Origin of the sequence: Bacillus sp. ISL-55 (genome assembly GCF_018613155.1) — a bacterium.
Taxonomy (GTDB): domain Bacteria; phylum Bacillota; class Bacilli; order Bacillales; family Cytobacillaceae; genus Mesobacillus.
This window is the reverse complement of record NZ_JAGGQU010000030.1, coordinates 1-15,820: the sequence shown is the minus strand read 5'-3', so window position 1 is coordinate 15,820 and position 15,820 is coordinate 1. Positions and strand designations below refer to the sequence as shown.

18 protein-coding genes, 1 pseudogene and 1 riboswitch are annotated in these 15,820 nt (G+C 48.0%); of the genes and pseudogenes, 4 read left to right on the top strand and 15 right to left on the bottom strand.

What is annotated here, in order from left to right; translation table 11 throughout:
* Positions 1-132: 132 nt before the first annotated feature.
* The 3 genes from J7E32_RS14650 (at position 133) to J7E32_RS23215 (ending at position 891) form a co-directional block, all read left to right on the top strand.
* Positions 133-396: a hypothetical protein gene (locus J7E32_RS14650; RefSeq protein ID WP_214908558.1), complete on the top strand. Its 264-nt coding sequence runs from the start codon at positions 133-135 to the stop codon at positions 394-396.
* Between the two features lie 45 nt (positions 397-441).
* Positions 442-714, top strand: coding sequence for a YgaP family membrane protein (locus tag J7E32_RS14645; protein ID WP_214908556.1), 273 nt, complete (start codon positions 442-444; stop codon positions 712-714).
* Positions 715-777: 63 nt separating this feature from the next.
* A complete protein-coding gene (locus tag J7E32_RS23215) occupies positions 778-891 on the top strand; it encodes an EYxxD motif small membrane protein (RefSeq protein ID WP_324782409.1) in 114 nt (37 codons plus the stop codon).
* Here the strand turns inward: J7E32_RS23215 and purD are convergent.
* From purD to J7E32_RS14575, 14 genes are all read right to left on the bottom strand, one after another.
* Complete coding sequence (gene purD / locus J7E32_RS14640) at positions 869-2,131, bottom strand: phosphoribosylamine--glycine ligase (protein WP_214908554.1); 1,263 nt, start codon at positions 2,129-2,131, stop codon at positions 869-871. The two genes, J7E32_RS23215 and purD, sit on opposite strands and share 23 nt — an antisense overlap.
* A 78-nt stretch (positions 2,132-2,209) precedes the next feature.
* Complete coding sequence (gene purH / locus J7E32_RS14635) at positions 2,210-3,748, bottom strand: bifunctional phosphoribosylaminoimidazolecarboxamide formyltransferase/IMP cyclohydrolase (RefSeq protein WP_214908552.1); 1,539 nt, start codon at positions 3,746-3,748, stop codon at positions 2,210-2,212.
* Positions 3,727-4,329 (bottom strand): phosphoribosylglycinamide formyltransferase, encoded by a 603-nt coding sequence (gene purN / locus J7E32_RS14630; protein ID WP_214908550.1) that lies wholly within the window; start codon positions 4,327-4,329, stop codon positions 3,727-3,729. The genes purH and purN overlap by 22 nt, the downstream gene beginning before the upstream one ends.
* Entirely contained in the window at positions 4,326-5,369 is a 1,044-nt protein-coding gene (purM, locus tag J7E32_RS14625) for a phosphoribosylformylglycinamidine cyclo-ligase (protein ID WP_214908548.1), read from the bottom strand. The genes purN and purM overlap by 4 nt, the downstream gene beginning before the upstream one ends.
* A 270-nt stretch (positions 5,370-5,639) precedes the next feature.
* Positions 5,640-7,052, bottom strand: a complete 1,413-nt coding sequence (purF, locus tag J7E32_RS14620; protein WP_214908546.1) for an amidophosphoribosyltransferase — start codon at positions 7,050-7,052, stop codon at positions 5,640-5,642.
* The gene (gene purL / locus J7E32_RS14615; RefSeq protein ID WP_214908545.1) at positions 7,037-9,253 is read right to left on the bottom strand and encodes a phosphoribosylformylglycinamidine synthase subunit PurL; all 2,217 of its coding nucleotides are present in this window, start codon (positions 9,251-9,253) and stop codon (positions 7,037-7,039) included. The genes purF and purL overlap by 16 nt, the downstream gene beginning before the upstream one ends.
* The gene (gene purQ / locus J7E32_RS14610) at positions 9,237-9,923 is read right to left on the bottom strand and encodes a phosphoribosylformylglycinamidine synthase subunit PurQ (protein ID WP_214908543.1); all 687 of its coding nucleotides are present in this window, start codon (positions 9,921-9,923) and stop codon (positions 9,237-9,239) included. Before purQ ends, purL begins: the two co-directional genes overlap by 17 nt.
* Positions 9,920-10,174, bottom strand: a complete 255-nt coding sequence (purS, locus tag J7E32_RS14605) for a phosphoribosylformylglycinamidine synthase subunit PurS (RefSeq protein ID WP_214908541.1) — start codon at positions 10,172-10,174, stop codon at positions 9,920-9,922. Before purS ends, purQ begins: the two co-directional genes overlap by 4 nt.
* Complete coding sequence (gene purC, locus J7E32_RS14600) at positions 10,167-10,886, bottom strand: phosphoribosylaminoimidazolesuccinocarboxamide synthase (protein ID WP_214908623.1); 720 nt, start codon at positions 10,884-10,886, stop codon at positions 10,167-10,169. The genes purS and purC overlap by 8 nt, the downstream gene beginning before the upstream one ends.
* A gap of 81 nt (positions 10,887-10,967) precedes the next feature.
* On the bottom strand, positions 10,968-12,260 hold the full coding sequence (gene purB / locus J7E32_RS14595; RefSeq protein WP_214908534.1) for an adenylosuccinate lyase: 1,293 nt from the start codon (positions 12,258-12,260) through the stop codon (positions 10,968-10,970).
* Positions 12,257-13,417, bottom strand: coding sequence for a 5-(carboxyamino)imidazole ribonucleotide synthase (gene purK / locus J7E32_RS14590; RefSeq protein WP_214908533.1), 1,161 nt, complete (start codon positions 13,415-13,417; stop codon positions 12,257-12,259). The genes purB and purK overlap by 4 nt, the downstream gene beginning before the upstream one ends.
* Positions 13,404-13,886 (bottom strand): 5-(carboxyamino)imidazole ribonucleotide mutase, encoded by a 483-nt coding sequence (purE, locus tag J7E32_RS14585; protein WP_214908531.1) that lies wholly within the window; start codon positions 13,884-13,886, stop codon positions 13,404-13,406. The genes purK and purE overlap by 14 nt, the downstream gene beginning before the upstream one ends.
* Positions 13,887-14,020: 134 nt before the next feature.
* Positions 14,021-14,122, bottom strand: a riboswitch (purine riboswitch).
* A gap of 113 nt (positions 14,123-14,235) precedes the next feature.
* Positions 14,236-14,442 carry an NETI motif-containing protein gene (locus J7E32_RS14580; RefSeq protein ID WP_214908525.1) on the bottom strand — a complete coding sequence of 69 codons (207 nt, stop codon included), beginning with the start codon at positions 14,440-14,442 and terminating at the stop codon, positions 14,236-14,238.
* Positions 14,439-14,981, bottom strand: coding sequence for a DUF2179 domain-containing protein (locus tag J7E32_RS14575; protein ID WP_214908523.1), 543 nt, complete (start codon positions 14,979-14,981; stop codon positions 14,439-14,441). The genes J7E32_RS14580 and J7E32_RS14575 overlap by 4 nt, the downstream gene beginning before the upstream one ends.
* 224 nt (positions 14,982-15,205) lie before the next feature.
* Here J7E32_RS14575 and J7E32_RS14570 point away from each other — a divergent pair, with 224 nt between their 5' ends.
* Complete coding sequence (locus J7E32_RS14570) at positions 15,206-15,571, top strand: NIPSNAP family protein (protein ID WP_214908521.1); 366 nt, start codon at positions 15,206-15,208, stop codon at positions 15,569-15,571.
* Positions 15,572-15,605: 34 nt separating this feature from the next.
* Here J7E32_RS14570 and J7E32_RS23345 read toward each other — a convergent pair.
* Positions 15,606-15,713 (bottom strand): annotated as a pseudogene (locus tag J7E32_RS23345) (hypothetical protein); the annotation flags it as partial.
* Positions 15,714-15,820: the final 107 nt, after the last annotated feature.

The following is a 15,820-nucleotide window of genomic DNA, read 5'->3' as shown; positions in this document are numbered from 1 at the left end:
TGTTCCCCTTTTCTCTATGTTAAAACGAAAAGCGCAAGCGCCTTGATCAGCCCCGACAAGCGCTGCCCGCCGATAACGCCACGTCCTGTGGCTGGCGGGTCTAGCACATAGTGTGCCTCGGAGGGCCGACCAGTGAAGTCGTTCTTTGACTTCATTGGGCGGACCGAAATAGAAAAGTATAGCCGACTGTCCAGAAACGCAGAAACTGGAGACTCCGACAAAGAAGCGCTTTTTGCTTCTGCCGGCGGAGTTGAAGTTTCGGAGTTTCTAGAAGGCGACACTAGACAAGCGACTCGAGGGGCTAGGCGCTGGAGCTGGACATTTCTCGAAGTGTTTAAAAAGAAAGCCCTTACATTATTGTACTATCGTAACATATTTCACTGTTTAACGCATTAAAGAATTTCAAATTAACTGTAAAAATGGAGTAAGGAGCGATGAGATATGAATGTACGACCTAATATCGGAATCATCAACGCACTCGTGAGGATTACAGCAGGACTGACAATCCTGGCTTGGTCGACATCGAAAATGGTGAAACGGCCGTGGAAGGATTCCTATATCTTCATAGCGATGTTGGGCGCAATGAAAGTCGGAGAAGGGATTGTCCGCTATTGCCCGTTGACCGCTGCCTATGAAAAAGGCCAGGATATGATGGAACAGCAGAATGCCGAAAATGGGGATTCAGAAGGCTGGATTCCTTATAACCCAAGTTAAATTTAATCAGATAAAAGCCCCCATTTAACCGGGGGCTTCAACTAAACTAAAGGAGATGATTTTATGTTCTGGGAATATATAATGGACGTTAGCTTTGTCTGGATTGCGTTGATTGGCAGCATCATCGCATTGCTGCTTGTTTATATGAAAGGCTCTAGCAAGAGACGTGCCCGTTAGCCTTGCTGCCAATATCCTTGCGGTAGAAGGTTTCCGGGCAGTCCAGCTTTTCAAGCTCAGCGTACACTTTTTGCTGTGCTTCTTTTAACGATGCCGCTTTCGCACCGACGAGCAGCACCCTGCCGCCGTTTGTCACGAACTCCCCATCGCTGTTTTTCGCCGTGCCTGCATGAAACACCTGTGAAATGGTTTCGATGCCTCTCAACACTGCACCTTTTTCGTATTCCTCAGGATAGCCTTTGGCCGCGACGACTACGCCGACCATTGCTTCCTCATGCCATTCAATCTCAGGCTTTTTGCCTTCAAGCAGTTCGAGCATGACCTCAACCAAATCTGATTTCATCCTCGGTAAAATCACCTGCGTTTCCGGATCTCCGAATCGCGCGTTGAATTCAATCACTTTTGGCCCATCACCAGTCTCAATCAGGCCGGCATACAGAATCCCTGTGAAGCTCCGCCCCTCCATCTCCATCGCAATCGCTGCCGGCTGAAGAATTTGCTCTACTGCAACCCCGACTGATTCCTCACGAATTTGCGGGACCGGTGAATAGGCGCCCATTCCGCCGGTGTTCGGACCCTTATCGCCATCAAACACCCGCTTATGGTCCTGGGCAATTTCCAATGGAATGACGGTTTCGCCGTTCACAAATGCCATCAGAGAAAACTCTTCCCCTGTTAAAAATTGTTCTATGACCACGCTTGCCGATGCCTCACCAAACTTTCCGTCGAGCATCATTTCCTGCAAAGCATTTTCCGCTTCCTGCAATGTCATTGCGACGACGACACCTTTGCCTGCCGCAAGCCCATCTGCCTTGATGACAATCGGGGCGCCGACCTTCACGAGATAATCCCTTGCCTCAGCATAATCAGTGAATGTTTCATACGCAGCAGTCGGGATGCCGTACTTTTTCATCAGGTCCTTCGCGAACGACTTGCTTCCCTCAATGATTGCCGCCGCTTTTCGCGGACCGAACACCTTAAGTCCTTCCTCAATAAAACGGTCAGCCAATCCTGCCTGCAAAGGAACCTCGGGCCCGATGATCGTCAAGCCGATCTGCTTTTCCTTTGCGAATGCAACAAGCTGTTCAGTATCACTTTCATCTATGGCAATCACATTAGCACAATCCTCGATACCGGGATTGCCAGGAGCCACAAAAACCTCTGTTACAAGCGGACTTTCGCTGACCTTCCGGCAAATTGCATGCTCCCGGCCCCCTCTGCCAACTACTAGAACCTTCATAAACTGCACCTCCGTTGTCTTCAGGACTGCTTTTAACTTAACGCTTGATTCCAACCCAAATCTGCCTCTTGCCTGCCATTAATGCTTAAAATGTCTTACGCCTGTAAACACCATCGCAATGCCATATTCATCAGCCTTCTTGATTGAATCCTCATCGCGGACGGATCCGCCTGGCTGAATGATCGCAGTGATTCCAGCCTTCGCTGCCGTTTCGACGGTGTCATCCATTGGAAAGAATGCATCAGATGCAAGCGCGGCTCCTTCCGCTTTCGCACCAGCCTGTTCCAAAGCAATTTTTGCCGCGCCAACCCGGTTCATCTGGCCGGCACCGATTCCTAAGGTCATATCTTTATTCGCCACGACAATCGCGTTGGACTTAACATGCTTAACAACCTTCCAGCCAAGCTTCAAAGCCTCCCACTCTGCCTCTGTTGGCTCACGCTTTGTCGGTACAGAGATTTCCGCATCGTCAAATCCGTATGCATCCTGTTCCTGAACAAGCAATCCGCCCTCAATAGAGGACAAAGTAGCCTCCTTCGCAGCCTCACCATCGAACGACACCTTCAATAACCGAAGATTCTTTTTCGCCGTTAAAATTTCCAGAGCTTCGTCGCTAAAAGAAGGAGCAATGATGATTTCAAGGAAGATTTCATAAAGCTTGCGCGCAGTCTCCCCATCTACCTCGCGATTTAAGGCAATGATTCCGCCAAAAATAGAAACTGGATCCGCTTCGAATGCCTTTCCGAAAGCATCAAAAATGTCCTTGCCGCTGCCAACTCCGCAAGGGTTCATATGCTTAACCGCAACCGCTGCCGGTTCAGTGAATTCTTTTACAATCTGCAATGCCGCATTGGCATCATTGATATTGTTATAGGAAAGCTCTTTCCCGTGAAGCTGTTCCGCTGCCGCCACTGAAAAGGCCGATCCAAGCGGCTTCTGGTAAAAAGCAGCCTTCTGATGCGGATTTTCACCGTAGCGCAAGCTTTGCTTCAGTTCGTAAGTCACCGTCATTTTTTCCGGCTGTTCCTCGCCAGCAAGGTTTGTCATGTACTCAGAAATCAATGAATCATACGCAGCCGTGTGGCGGAACACCTTCGCAGCAAGGCGGCGGCGGGTTTCCAGAGTAGTTCCCTTCTCGTTCTTGTACTCTTCAATCACCTGCTGATAATCTGCAGGGTCAACGAGCACTGTTATGTATTGGTGATTTTTTGCTGATGCACGCAGCATCGCCGGACCGCCGATGTCGATGTTTTCAATCGCATCTTCCGCTGTCACGCCAGGCTTTGAAATTGTTTCTTTAAAAGGATACAAGTTGACACAGACAAGCTCGATTTGCTCGATTTCATTTTCAGCCAGCTGAGCCTGATGGGAAGGATCATCATACTTCGCAAGCAAGCCGCCGTGAATTTTAGGGTGCAGCGTCTTCACTCGGCCTTCAAGGATTTCCGGAAAACCAGTCACATCGCTGATCCCGATGACAGGAACGCCACCTTCCTTGAGCGCATTTTTTGTGCCGCCAGTCGAGACGATTTCAAATCCAAGCTCGGTAAGCTCCTTCGCAAACTCAACAATTCCTTCTTTATTTGAAACACTGATTAGTGCACGCTTTTTTCCCATTGTACTGCCTCCTCTTCTCCGTTCAACAGCTCCTCCAAAACGTCTGGATACAGGCTGTGTTCAATCCGCTGTATTTTCTTCTGAATTGACTCCCTTGTTTCGCCAGCTTCGACTTTTACCGAAGCGCTCGCAATGATCGGGCCGGTATCCATTCCTTCGTCCACGAAATGGATCGTCACTCCTGTAGTCTCCACTCCGGCTGCCAGCGCCTGGCCGATCGCATCCTTCCCAGGAAACGATGGCAACAGTGACGGGTGGATGTTCACGATTTTTCCTTCATATGCTTCAAGCAATGTCGGTCCGATGAGACGCATGTATCCCGCAAGCACAATCATTTCGACATCAAGGCTGATCAGCTTTTGTAAAATCTCTGCCTCATACGCTGCCTTGGTAGGAAAGCTTTTCGGGCTGATTACCAGAGCAGGTATGCTTAACATATCAGCACGGTCGACAGCAAATGCGCCGGGCTTATCACATACAAGCAGCGAGATTTCAGCATTCAGGGTACCTGCCTGTGCCGCTACGGCAATCGCTTGAAAATTGCTCCCGCTCCCCGACGCGAATACAGCTATTTTTTTCATAGCTCTTCACCAGCCATTTTCATCTGTATTCCTTCAGTACTAGTAACTGTGCCGATTATAGCAGCCTGCTCTCCATTTTCGTTTAAAAACGCCACAACTTCATGAGCTATTTCTGCATCAACAGCCGCTACCATGCCAATCCCCATATTGAAGATATTGTACATATCCTGGCGTTCAATTTCGCCAAGGGATTCAATCATCTTGAACACCTGCGGGATTTCCCAGCTGCCCTCTTCGATTTTTGCGCCAAGTCCTTCCGGCAGCATCCGAGGAATGTTTTCAATAAAACCGCCGCCTGTAATGTGGGCCAGCCCTTTAAGCTCGAATTGCTTCATTGCGGCAAGCACCGATTTTACATAAATACGGGTTGGCTTAAGCAGTTCTTCTCCAAGTGTACAGCCAAACTCATCGACATACCGGTCAAGCTCCCAGCCAGCCTGTTCGATAAACACCTTGCGCACAAGTGAGTAGCCATTGCTGTGGATTCCGCTTGACGCAAGCCCGATCAACACATCGCCTTCCTTGATTTGCTTGCCTGTAATGATTTCCGCTTTTTCACAGGCACCGACCGAAAAACCAGCCAAATCATATTCTTCCAAAGAGTACATCCCTGGCATTTCCGCCGTTTCACCGCCGACAAGGGCGCAGCCGGCCTGCTCGCAGCCATCGGCAATGCCTTTGACAATCGCTTCGATTCTTTCCGGCACTGCTTTTCCGCAGGCAATATAGTCAAGGAAATACAAAGGCTCCGCTCCCTGGACAACGATGTCATTCACGCACATCGCGACCGCATCTATCCCGATTGTATCATGCCGGTCCATCATGAATGCCAGCATCAGCTTCGTGCCGACGCCATCCGTACCTGAAACAAGCACCGGCTCCTTCAGTCCAAGGCTGGAAAGGTTGAACATCCCGCCGAAACCGCCTAATGCACCCATCACACCAGGCCTGACCGTCCGCTGCACATGCTTTTTAATTCGCTCGACCGACTCGTACCCGGCCTCAATATCCACCCCAGCCTGCTTATACGCATTTGCCATGTTCACTACCTCCGATTTGGCTGTTTTTCCTTAGCCTCTTTTCGTAGACGCTACCTTTAAAAATTATGTGACCTTTGTTTGCGTTCCCGAATCTTTACGGGCACATTAATTGCTTTTATGTGACCTTTAACTGCAATTCTGCTTCCTTAAGGGCACATTAAACACTTTTATGTGACCTTTAACTGCAATTCCGCTTCCTTAAGGGCACATTAACCACTTTTATGTGACCTTTAACTGCAATTCCGCTTTCTTACGGGCACATTAAACACTTTAACACTTCTGCCCGGCAGGCACGGCCTGCGGATAGATTTCGGTCGGATACTTACCTGTAAAACATGCGAGGCACTGGCCGCGTGTTTCGCCAGGTTCATTGCGTCCTATTGCCTCGAGCATGCCCTCGACACTCAAAAACGTCAGCGAGTCGGCACCAATCAACTTACGAATTTCTTCCACCGAATGTTCCGAAGCAATCAGCTCCTCGCGAGTCGAGGTATCAATTCCATAAAAGCATGGATTCTGGATTGGCGGCGAACTGATGACAACATGGACTTCTGTCGCGCCCGCTTCCTTCAGCATCTTCACAATCCGGCGGCTTGTCGTGCCGCGCACGATCGAGTCGTCGACCATGATGACACGCTTGCCTTCAACGATCCCGCGCACAGGTGAAAGCTTCATTTTCACGCCCTGCTCCCTCAGTGACTGGGATGGCTGGATGAACGTCCGTCCGACGTAACGGTTTTTGATCAAGCCCATTTCGTATGGAATGCCTGATTCCTCGGCATAACCGATGGCTGCAGAAATACTTGAATCAGGTACACCTGTGACAACATCTGCCTCGATCGGCACTTCTTTTGCCAGCTGCTTGCCGAGATTTTTGCGGGCCGCATGCACGTTGATGCCGTGAATATTGCTGTCTGGCCTTGAAAAATAAATGTATTCCATCGTACAGATTGCCGTGCCAGAGCTCATTGAGTACATCTCAGAATGAAGGCCGTCAGCATCAATCACCAATAATTCTCCAGGAAGGATGTCCCTGACAAACTCCGCACCGACGATATCGAACGCGCACGTCTCTGAAGCGACCACATAAGCATCGCCAAGGCGGCCTAGTGAAAGAGGGCGTAATCCATGCGGATCGAGCGCGACCATCATTTCTGTTTCGGTCATGATTAAAAAAGCGTAAGCTCCTTTCAGCATCGGAAGTGCATTTTTCACACGGTCCTTCAGCTGGCTGAAGCCGCCGCGCCTGACCAAGTGGGCCAAGACCTCAGTGTCAGAACTCGTCTGGAATATGCTGCCCTGGGCCTCAAGCTGGTTCCTTAATGCATCGGCATTCACGAGATTGCCGTTATGGGCAAGAGCCAGGCCGCCGCTTTGCGATTGAAACAGCAGCGGCTGGACGTTCTCGTAGCCGCCGCCTCCTGCCGTCGCATAGCGAACATGCCCAATTGCGCCAACACCCTGAAGGTCTTCCATTGCGTCCGCCGTAAAAATTTCCGTCACAAGCCCTTCGCCTTTCCGGCCCTTCAACTGCTGACCATCGCTGACAACGATCCCCGTGCCTTCCTGGCCGCGATGCTGCAGGCTGTGGAGACCGTAATAAGTAATTTGTGCTGCCTCGGGATGTCCCCAGATTCCAAAAACGCCGCATTCCTCATTCAAGCCTTTTAGTTCAGCAAGCATGGGATGGCTCCTTTCCAGGCCTTTTTCAGCCCCTCTGCATCTTGATTGATCACGTTCTCACCGTTGACATCAACCTTTAAGACTGGCGCTTCGACGACTTTACCGATTTGGACCGCATCTGTTAAACTCTCAAACTCGATCTGGTTTTCTGATTTTACCGATAAAATAAAGCGGGATTGCGATTCGCTGAACAAAGCCGATACAACATTGCCTTCCAGGTTTACCTCAGCTCCCAAACCTTTGCTTCCGATCACTGACTCAGAAAGTGCCACCGCCACGCCGCCTTCAGCGACATCATGCGCAGATGCAACTAGCCCGTTTTTGATTGCTGTTAAAATTTGTGCTTGATAGCTTGCTTCCACTTCTAAATCAAGTTCAGGCGCCTTGCCAAATATTTTGCCATAAACCATTTTCTGCAGTTCACTGCCGCCGAACTCATCCTTCGTGTCACCCAGCATATAAATCAAATCGCCAGCATTTTTAAAATGCTGTGTCGTAACGTGTTTTAAATTCTCAACCAGTCCGACCATGCCGACAACCGGTGTCGGATAGACAGCTGTTCCATTCGTTTCATTATACAAACTCACATTTCCGCCGATTACTGGTGTGCTCAATATCCGGCATGCTTCACTCATGCCGTCGACCGCTTTTTCAAACTGCCAGAAGATTTCCGGCTTCTCAGGATTCCCGAAGTTCAGGCAGTCCGTGATCGCCAGCGGTTCGCCGCCAGAGCAGACGATATTGCGCGCTGCCTCTGCAACAGCAATCTTCCCGCCAGTTTCCGGGTCAAGGTAGATATAACGGGAGTTGCAGTCTGTTGTCATCGCTAATCCTTTTTCTGTGCCGCGAACTCTTACTACCGCTGCATCGGAACCTGGAGACACAACCGTGCTCGTACGCACCATATGATCATATTGGTCATAGACCCACTCTTTGCTTGCAATCGTTGGTTGCTGCAGCAGTGCCAACAACGTAGATTCATAGTCTTCAACTTCAGGAATCACATTATCCATGTTCTGAAACTCACGGAAATATGCAGGCTCACTGGAAGGCTTGTAATAGACAGGAGCCTCTTCAGCAAGTGCATCAGCCGGAACCTCAGCCACCACTTCCCCTTTATGTAAAAGACGAAGCATCTTATCGTCCGTTACCTTTCCAATCGCAACCGCTTCAAGCTCATATTTTGAAAAAAGGTCGATGATTTCCTGCTCACGCCCTTTTTCCACAACGATCAGCATGCGCTCCTGTGACTCGGAAAGCATCATTTCATATGCAGTCATGCCTGTTTCACGCTGCGGAACAAGATCAAGGTTCATCTCTATTCCGGACCCAGCCTTGCTCGCCATCTCTGCAGAAGAACTCGTCAAACCAGCCGCACCCATGTCCTGGATACCAACAAGCGCATCATTTTTCACAAGCTCCAGACAAGCTTCAAGCAGCAATTTTTCCATGAACGGATCGCCAACCTGAACGGCAGGACGCTTATCTTCTGATGACTCATTCAATTCTTCAGAAGCAAAAGTCGCACCGTGGATCCCGTCACGGCCCGTCTTCGCGCCAACGTACATAACGGTATTGCCAACTCCATGCGCCTGGCCCTTCTTGATGTCCTCATGGTTGATCAGCCCTACGCACATTGCGTTCACTAGCGGATTTCCCTCATAAGCGGCATCAAACTGGACCTCTCCTCCAACCGTCGGAATGCCGATGCAGTTGCCGTAGCCGGCAATCCCGGCCACAACCTGTTCAAACAAATATTTTACCCTTGGTGACTCCAACTCGCCAAAACGGAGGGAATTCAATAATGCCATTGGCCTTGCTCCCATCGAAAAAACGTCGCGGATGATTCCGCCGACACCCGTGGCAGCACCTTGGTATGGTTCGATCGCAGAAGGGTGGTTATGACTTTCAATTTTGAAAACGACCGCCTGGCCATCACCAATATCAACGATTCCCGCGCCTTCGCCAGGCCCTTGCAACACCCGCTCCCCGGTGACAGGGAACTTTTTCAACACAGGCTTGGAGTTCTTATAGCTGCAGTGCTCTGACCACATAACGGAGAACAAACCTGTCTCTGTATAGTTAGGAGTACGTCCAAGAATCTTTTCGGCAGAAGCGAACTCGCTATCTGACAGGCCCATTTCACGATAAATTTTTTCTTCTTTAATTTGCTCTGGACTTGGTTCAAGCATTAACCGCATTTGCTTCCCTCCATTGTTTAACGATTGATTTGAAAAGTTTCAGTCCGTCCGCGCCGCCAAGCAGCTCATCGACCACACGCTCCGGATGCGGCATCATCCCGAGGACATTTCCCTGTTCGTTGATGATTCCCGCAATATTTTCAAGGCTTCCGTTCGGATTTTCGCCATGGTATGTGAACACGATTTGATTATTTGCCTTCAAACTAGCAAGTGTTTCTTCATCGCAATAATAGTTGCCCTCACCGTGTGCAACCGGAATCGTGATGACCTCATCCTTTTCATAGCCAGCTGAAAACATTGTTTCATTATTTTCCACCTTAAGCTCGACCTGCTTGCAGATGAACTTCAGGCTGTCATTGCGGCGCATCGCCCCTGGAAGAAGTCCAGCTTCAAGCAAAATTTGAAATCCGTTGCAGACGCCAAGCACCGGCTTTCCGGCTTCAGCTGCCTTCACGACCTCTTTCATGACATTGCTGAACTGGGCAATTGCTCCAGACCTTAAATAATCTCCGTATGAAAAGCCGCCAGGCAACAGCACAGCATCATAACCTTCAAGGCTTTCCGCGTCATGCCATACATACTCCGCCTCTTCGCCGAGCTCATCCTTTGCCGCATGGTACATGTCGATGTCACAGTTCGAACCCGGAAACACGATCACCGCAAATTTCACTGTGCAACAACCTCCTCGACCTCATACCTGTAATCCTCGATCACCGTATTTGCCAGCAGCCGCTCGCACATTTCCTTCACAGCAGCATCGACATCCTTCACCGACTCATCCAAAGTCAGCTCCATGTATTTACCGATGCGAACCTCCTGGATGCCTTCATAACCATGTGTCGCAAGCGCACTTTTCACAGCCGTCCCCTGCGGATCCAAAACACTTTCCCTTAACGTGACATACACCTTTACTTTATACATGCAATTGTCCTCCCAATCTCGTTAAAATGGTTTCGTAAGCATCTGTCAGATTCCCCAGATCGCGGCGGAATACATCTTTATCAAGCTTCTGCTGTGTCTCCATGTCCCACAGGCGGCAAGTATCAGGTGAAATCTCATCTGCAAGCAAAATCTTCCCGTCTGCATCCTTGCCGAACTCAAGCTTGAAATCTATTAAAGTAACGCCAATCTCTTTGAAAAATCCACTCAGAACCCCATTGATTCTCAAAGCCGCTTTCTTCAGTTCAGCTACTTCTTCAACCGTCGCCAGGTCCAACACATCGACATGTTCATCCGTAATCAGCGGATCTCCCAAAGCATCATCCTTCAAGTAAAACTCAACGATCGAGCGTGGAAGCTTTTTTCCTTCCTCAACACCGAGACGCTTGGAAAAGCTGCCCGCAGCGAAATTCCTTACCACGACTTCAAGCGGAATGATCTCAACACGTTTCACAAGCTGCTCGTTCGCAGAGATTTTTTTTATAAAATGAGATGGAATCCCTGCTTCAGTAAGCTTCGAGAATAGAAGACTTGTAATCTCGTTATTCAAAGAGCCCTTGCCGACAATCTCAGCCTTCTTCTCGCCATTGAATGCTGTAGCGGAATCCTTATACTGTACTCTTACTACTCCAGCATCCTCAGTCGAATAAATCCGCTTCGCTTTCCCTTCGTACAACAATACCTGCTCTTCCATTTCAACGCCTCCGATTGAGATAATTAGCAATCTTCAGTCTCTTATAGATAAAAGAAGGGCAAGAAACCTTGCCCATAATTATTAAAGTCCCAGTCTTTCGAAAATCATATCCACATGCTTGATATGATAGTTGTAATCGAAGCAGTCATCGATTTCTGCTTCACTCAGCAATCCCGAAATCTTTTCATCCTGTTCGATCAGGCTGCGGAACTGTACCTGCTTTTCCCAAGCCTCCATTGCACGCGGCTGGACAGTATCATATGCTTCCTCACGCGACATACCCTTGTCAATCAAGGCAAGCAATACACGCTGGGAGTAGATCAAACCAAGGGTCCGGTCCATATTGCGCTTCATGTTCTCTGGGTACACCGTCAGGTTCTTGACGATATTGCCGAAGCGGTTCAGCATATAGTTCAACGCGATCGTTGCGTCAGGTAAAATAATTCTCTCTGCAGAGGAATGCGAGATATCGCGCTCATGCCATAGCGGCACATTTTCGTAAGCTGTCGTCATATAACCGCGGATGACCCTCGCCATCCCTGTCATGTTCTCTGAACCAATAGGATTGCGCTTATGCGGCATCGCCGATGAACCCTTCTGGCCCTTTGCAAAAAACTCTTCAACCTCACGAGTTTCGCTCTTTTGTAATCCGCGAATCTCCACCGCGAATTTTTCAATCGAAGTCGCAATCAATGCAAGCGCCCCCATATAGAACGCATGGCGGTCACGCTGCAAGGTTTGAGTGGAAATCGGTGCCGGCTGCAGCCCTAATTTTTCACAGACATATGATTCCACGAATGGATCGATATTCGCATACGTTCCAACCGCTCCGGAAATCTTACCGAATTCTACATCGCGTGAAGCCATTTTGAATCGCTCAAGATTGCGCTTCATTTCCTCAAGCCAAAGCGCCAGCTTCAAGCCAAAAGTTGTCGGCTCAGCATGGACACCATGCGTACGTCCCATCATGACTGTATATTTATGTTCTTTCGCCTTATTAGCCAGGATCTCTACAAAGTTCTCAAGGTCCTTCAGCAAAATCTCATTCGCCTGCTTAAGCACATACGATAAAGCCGTGTCTACCACATCTGTAGAAGTCAGGCCATAATGCACCCATTTGCGCTCTTCGCCAAGTGTTTCAGACACCGCTCTTGTAAAAGCGACGACATCATGGCGCGTCTCTTCCTCGATTTCCTTAATCCGGTCAATATCAAAAGAGGCATTCTCACGTAGTTTCTTCACGTCTTCCTTAGGAATGTCTCCAAGCTCTGCCCATGCCTCACATGCAAGGATCTCAACCTCAAGCCACGCTTTAAAGCGATTTTCCTCCGTCCAAATTGCTCCCATTTCCGGTCTTGTATAACGATCTATCATCTCTTTTGTCCTCCGATCATTTCTGCTGCGCCTTCCCAGATGCCACTTCTCTCAGCTTCATCAAGCGCGATTTCTACTGTATCTCGCAAAAGGGTCACATGCCCCATTTTCCGTTTATATTTAGCTTCCTTTTTTCCGTATAAGTGAATTTTCCAATCATGCAAGTCTGCAATTTTATCCAGCAATGACTGCTGGTGTTGACCAAGAATATTTACCATCACCGCAGGCTTCAGTAAGTTCATACTTCCCAATGGCCAGCCGCAGACTGCCCTGACATGCTGCTCGAACTGCGACGTCTCACACGCTTCGATCGAATAATGCCCCGAGTTATGCGGCCTCGGCGCCAGTTCATTTATGTAAAGTTCATCATTTTCAGCCAAAAACATCTCAACTGCCAGCGTTCCGACCAACCCTAATGCCGACGCGATTTGTTTCGCTGCTTCTATAGCCTGTGCTTCAGCCTTCATGCTGATTCTTGCCGGAACAATTGTCTGATGCAGAATGTTTTCCTTATGAACATTCTCAGCCACTGGGAATACACCCGTTTCACCATTTGTCCTCCGCGTGATGATCACCGAGATTTCCTTTTCAAATGGAATCCACTTTTCCAGCACACACGCACCTTGGCTGACTAATGTTTCTGCTAAATCGATATCATCAACAGACCTAAGAACCAGCTGGCCTTTGCCGTCATAGCCGCCGCGAGCAGTTTTCAAGACTGCAGGCAATCCTAATTCATCCACACCTGCCCTGACATCCTCCACCTTTGTCACAACTGCGTATGGTGCTACGCGAACGCCCGCTGTCTCAATGTTGCGCTTCTCTTCTATCCTGTCCTGAGTGACCCGCAGCAATTCCGTACCCTGGGGCACATAGGCGTTTTCATTCAACCATTCAAGGGCAATTGCATCTATATTCTCAAACTCATAAGTGATCACATCACTCTGTGCAGATAGCTGCTTTATTTTTTCAAGGTCATCGTAACCGCCGACAATCTGCTCGTCAGCCACCTGGCCGCACGGACAATCTTCGGTCGGATCAAGCACGACCACCCTGAAACCCAACGCTTTTGCCGAGAGCGCCATCATCTTGCCAAGCTGTCCTCCGCCAATAATTCCAATCGTCTCTCCTGGTAAAATCACTTTAGACAAGCTCATCACTGCTTTCCATCACTGACATTTTTGTTTCTTCCCTCAACCGCTCCAATCGCTCAGCAACTTCACTGTCAAATGTCCCAAGAATCTGTGCCGCAAGGAGACCTGCATTCGTTGCTCCTGCTTTTCCGATCGCGACCGTTGCAACCGGCACGCCGCCAGGCATCTGAACGATTGACAATAGTGAATCCAATCCATTAAGTGCTTTTGACTGAACTGGCACCCCGATCACAGGCAATGTCGTCTTCGCCGCTACCATCCCCGGCAAATGGGCCGCACCGCCCGCTCCGGCGATGATGACTTTAATTCCTTCATCCCTGGCCTTCTCGGCAAATTCAAACATCAAATCCGGAGTACGGTGGGCTGAAACTACCTTTTTTATATAAGAAACTTCTAACTGATCAAGTATGTCGCACGCATGCTTCATCGTTTCCCAATCTGACTTGCTCCCCATTATGACTGCAACCGTCATTTCTCTAACCTCCCTTTGGAGTATCACAACAAAAAACCCGGATAGACTGCTTCCTCTAACTAGAAGAGAAAGTAGTCTGTCCGGGTGCATAAGCAAAGAAATCCATAAGTGAACGCGATTTCTTTTCCCTTCACTTAAAAACTACTTTCCCTCATAGTCCGGCGATTTACGGTTGCCGGGTAGAGACTCATGGGCCATATCCCCATTATTATACGAGGGAAAACTAAATTTTCACTTTCGACATTTACATATTAACAACTAATTCGCCTTATTGTCAATCAATAATCGAACATTAGATAATTTCTATTTTATATTGTTCGTGTTTAGGACTTTAAACAACTAACGCAAGTCAGCTCTCCATTAACTTCGCTTCAAAAATGATCTGCCTGCCAGCAGGCTCATATTCAAATGTCCCATTCTTTTCTACTTCCTTGAAAATCGGCTTCTCCATCCGTCTGACCGGAGCAAAGCCATCCCTTTTCATTCTATTAAGACATTCATCGATTGATTCATGTTCACCAACTTCATACATTTGCTTCTTCTTTCCCTTGCTCATGAAAACAGCTTTCCTTTCCGTACCGATTTTACCCAGAACCCGCCATGAATCGATTTGGGTTCATATGCGATGATGAACGCCTTCGGATCCAATTCCTTAATCTTCTCATACAGCTTCAATTCATATTTTCGCGGCGTTAAAATCTGCATCGCCATCCGGTCGCCCTCAAGCCCGTGAGCAGCCCAGTCCGTCACGCCATAACCTAGTGCACGCAAGGCCTTCGGCAGATCCACATCATACTCTTTCGTAATCACATTGATCGTAATATATCCTAGTGCCAGCTTCTCTTCAATTTTCATCCCGACAATGACACCGATGCCATAACCGACAGCATAAGCAACCAGATTCTGTATCTGATTTAAATTATCAAGTACAAGGCCAAGCCCAACAACATAAATCACAACCTCAATCGTGCTAAGCCCAGCAGCCAGATACCGCTGCCCCTTCAACGTCAAGATCATCCTGATTGTAAAAAAAGACACATACACAATATTGATGATTAAGATGATGGCCACCATGACAAAACTATTCTCCAGCATTTAATACCCTCCAGACATCTCTTCTAATAATCCCTTATGTTCCCATTAATCAAACCGCTTGTAAAGCAACTTGCAAAATCCCTAACGAAAAGATTCTTATTTTAAGGTTTCCTTAACCTTATGATTTGAAACTTTTTTACATAAAAATGATGAATTATTGACTGCCCACTATTCATGCTGAATAATATGGAAGAGTATATCAATGACTAGAGGGGCTGAAAAAGATGTTCTATCGCCGCAAGTTTTACATAGTCAAAAATGAATTCATTGAACCCATCAATACATTATTTAACGACATTAACTTGCCTAATCAGCTGAAACACGGAGCACGATTAATCGGCAGATGGATGCTTCCGCAAAATGAGGAGACAACAGAAGTCTTCGCTATTTGGGAATATGATCACTACGAATCGTACCTTGATATAGAAAGCAATGTTAGAAGCGACAAAGATCATCTTAAGCGAATTCACAACTGGTACGAGGAACATGGAGGCAAGGAGTTTGTGCAAAAACAATACTTCCTGGAAGCAAGAAATGAAAAGCTAGTTTCCACTATCTCCTTAAATAAAAATACATCAAGCCATTTGTGATATGGTTTGATGTTAATACTTTAAATTTTAAAGGCTAGTGCGTATCCCTCAATGATTCTGCCATGGTTGACAGATTGTTTGCGGAGGATGCTATTTCCTCCATGGAGGCTAACTGTTCCTCAGCTGAAGCATCAACATTCTGGCTATGTAGTGGTGACCTCCAAACCTGTCCTTTTTTCTGACAGCTTTTTGTGCTTTTACTACAAACCTGTCTGAAGTTGCCTCTACTGATATGCTCCCCTTTAGGTA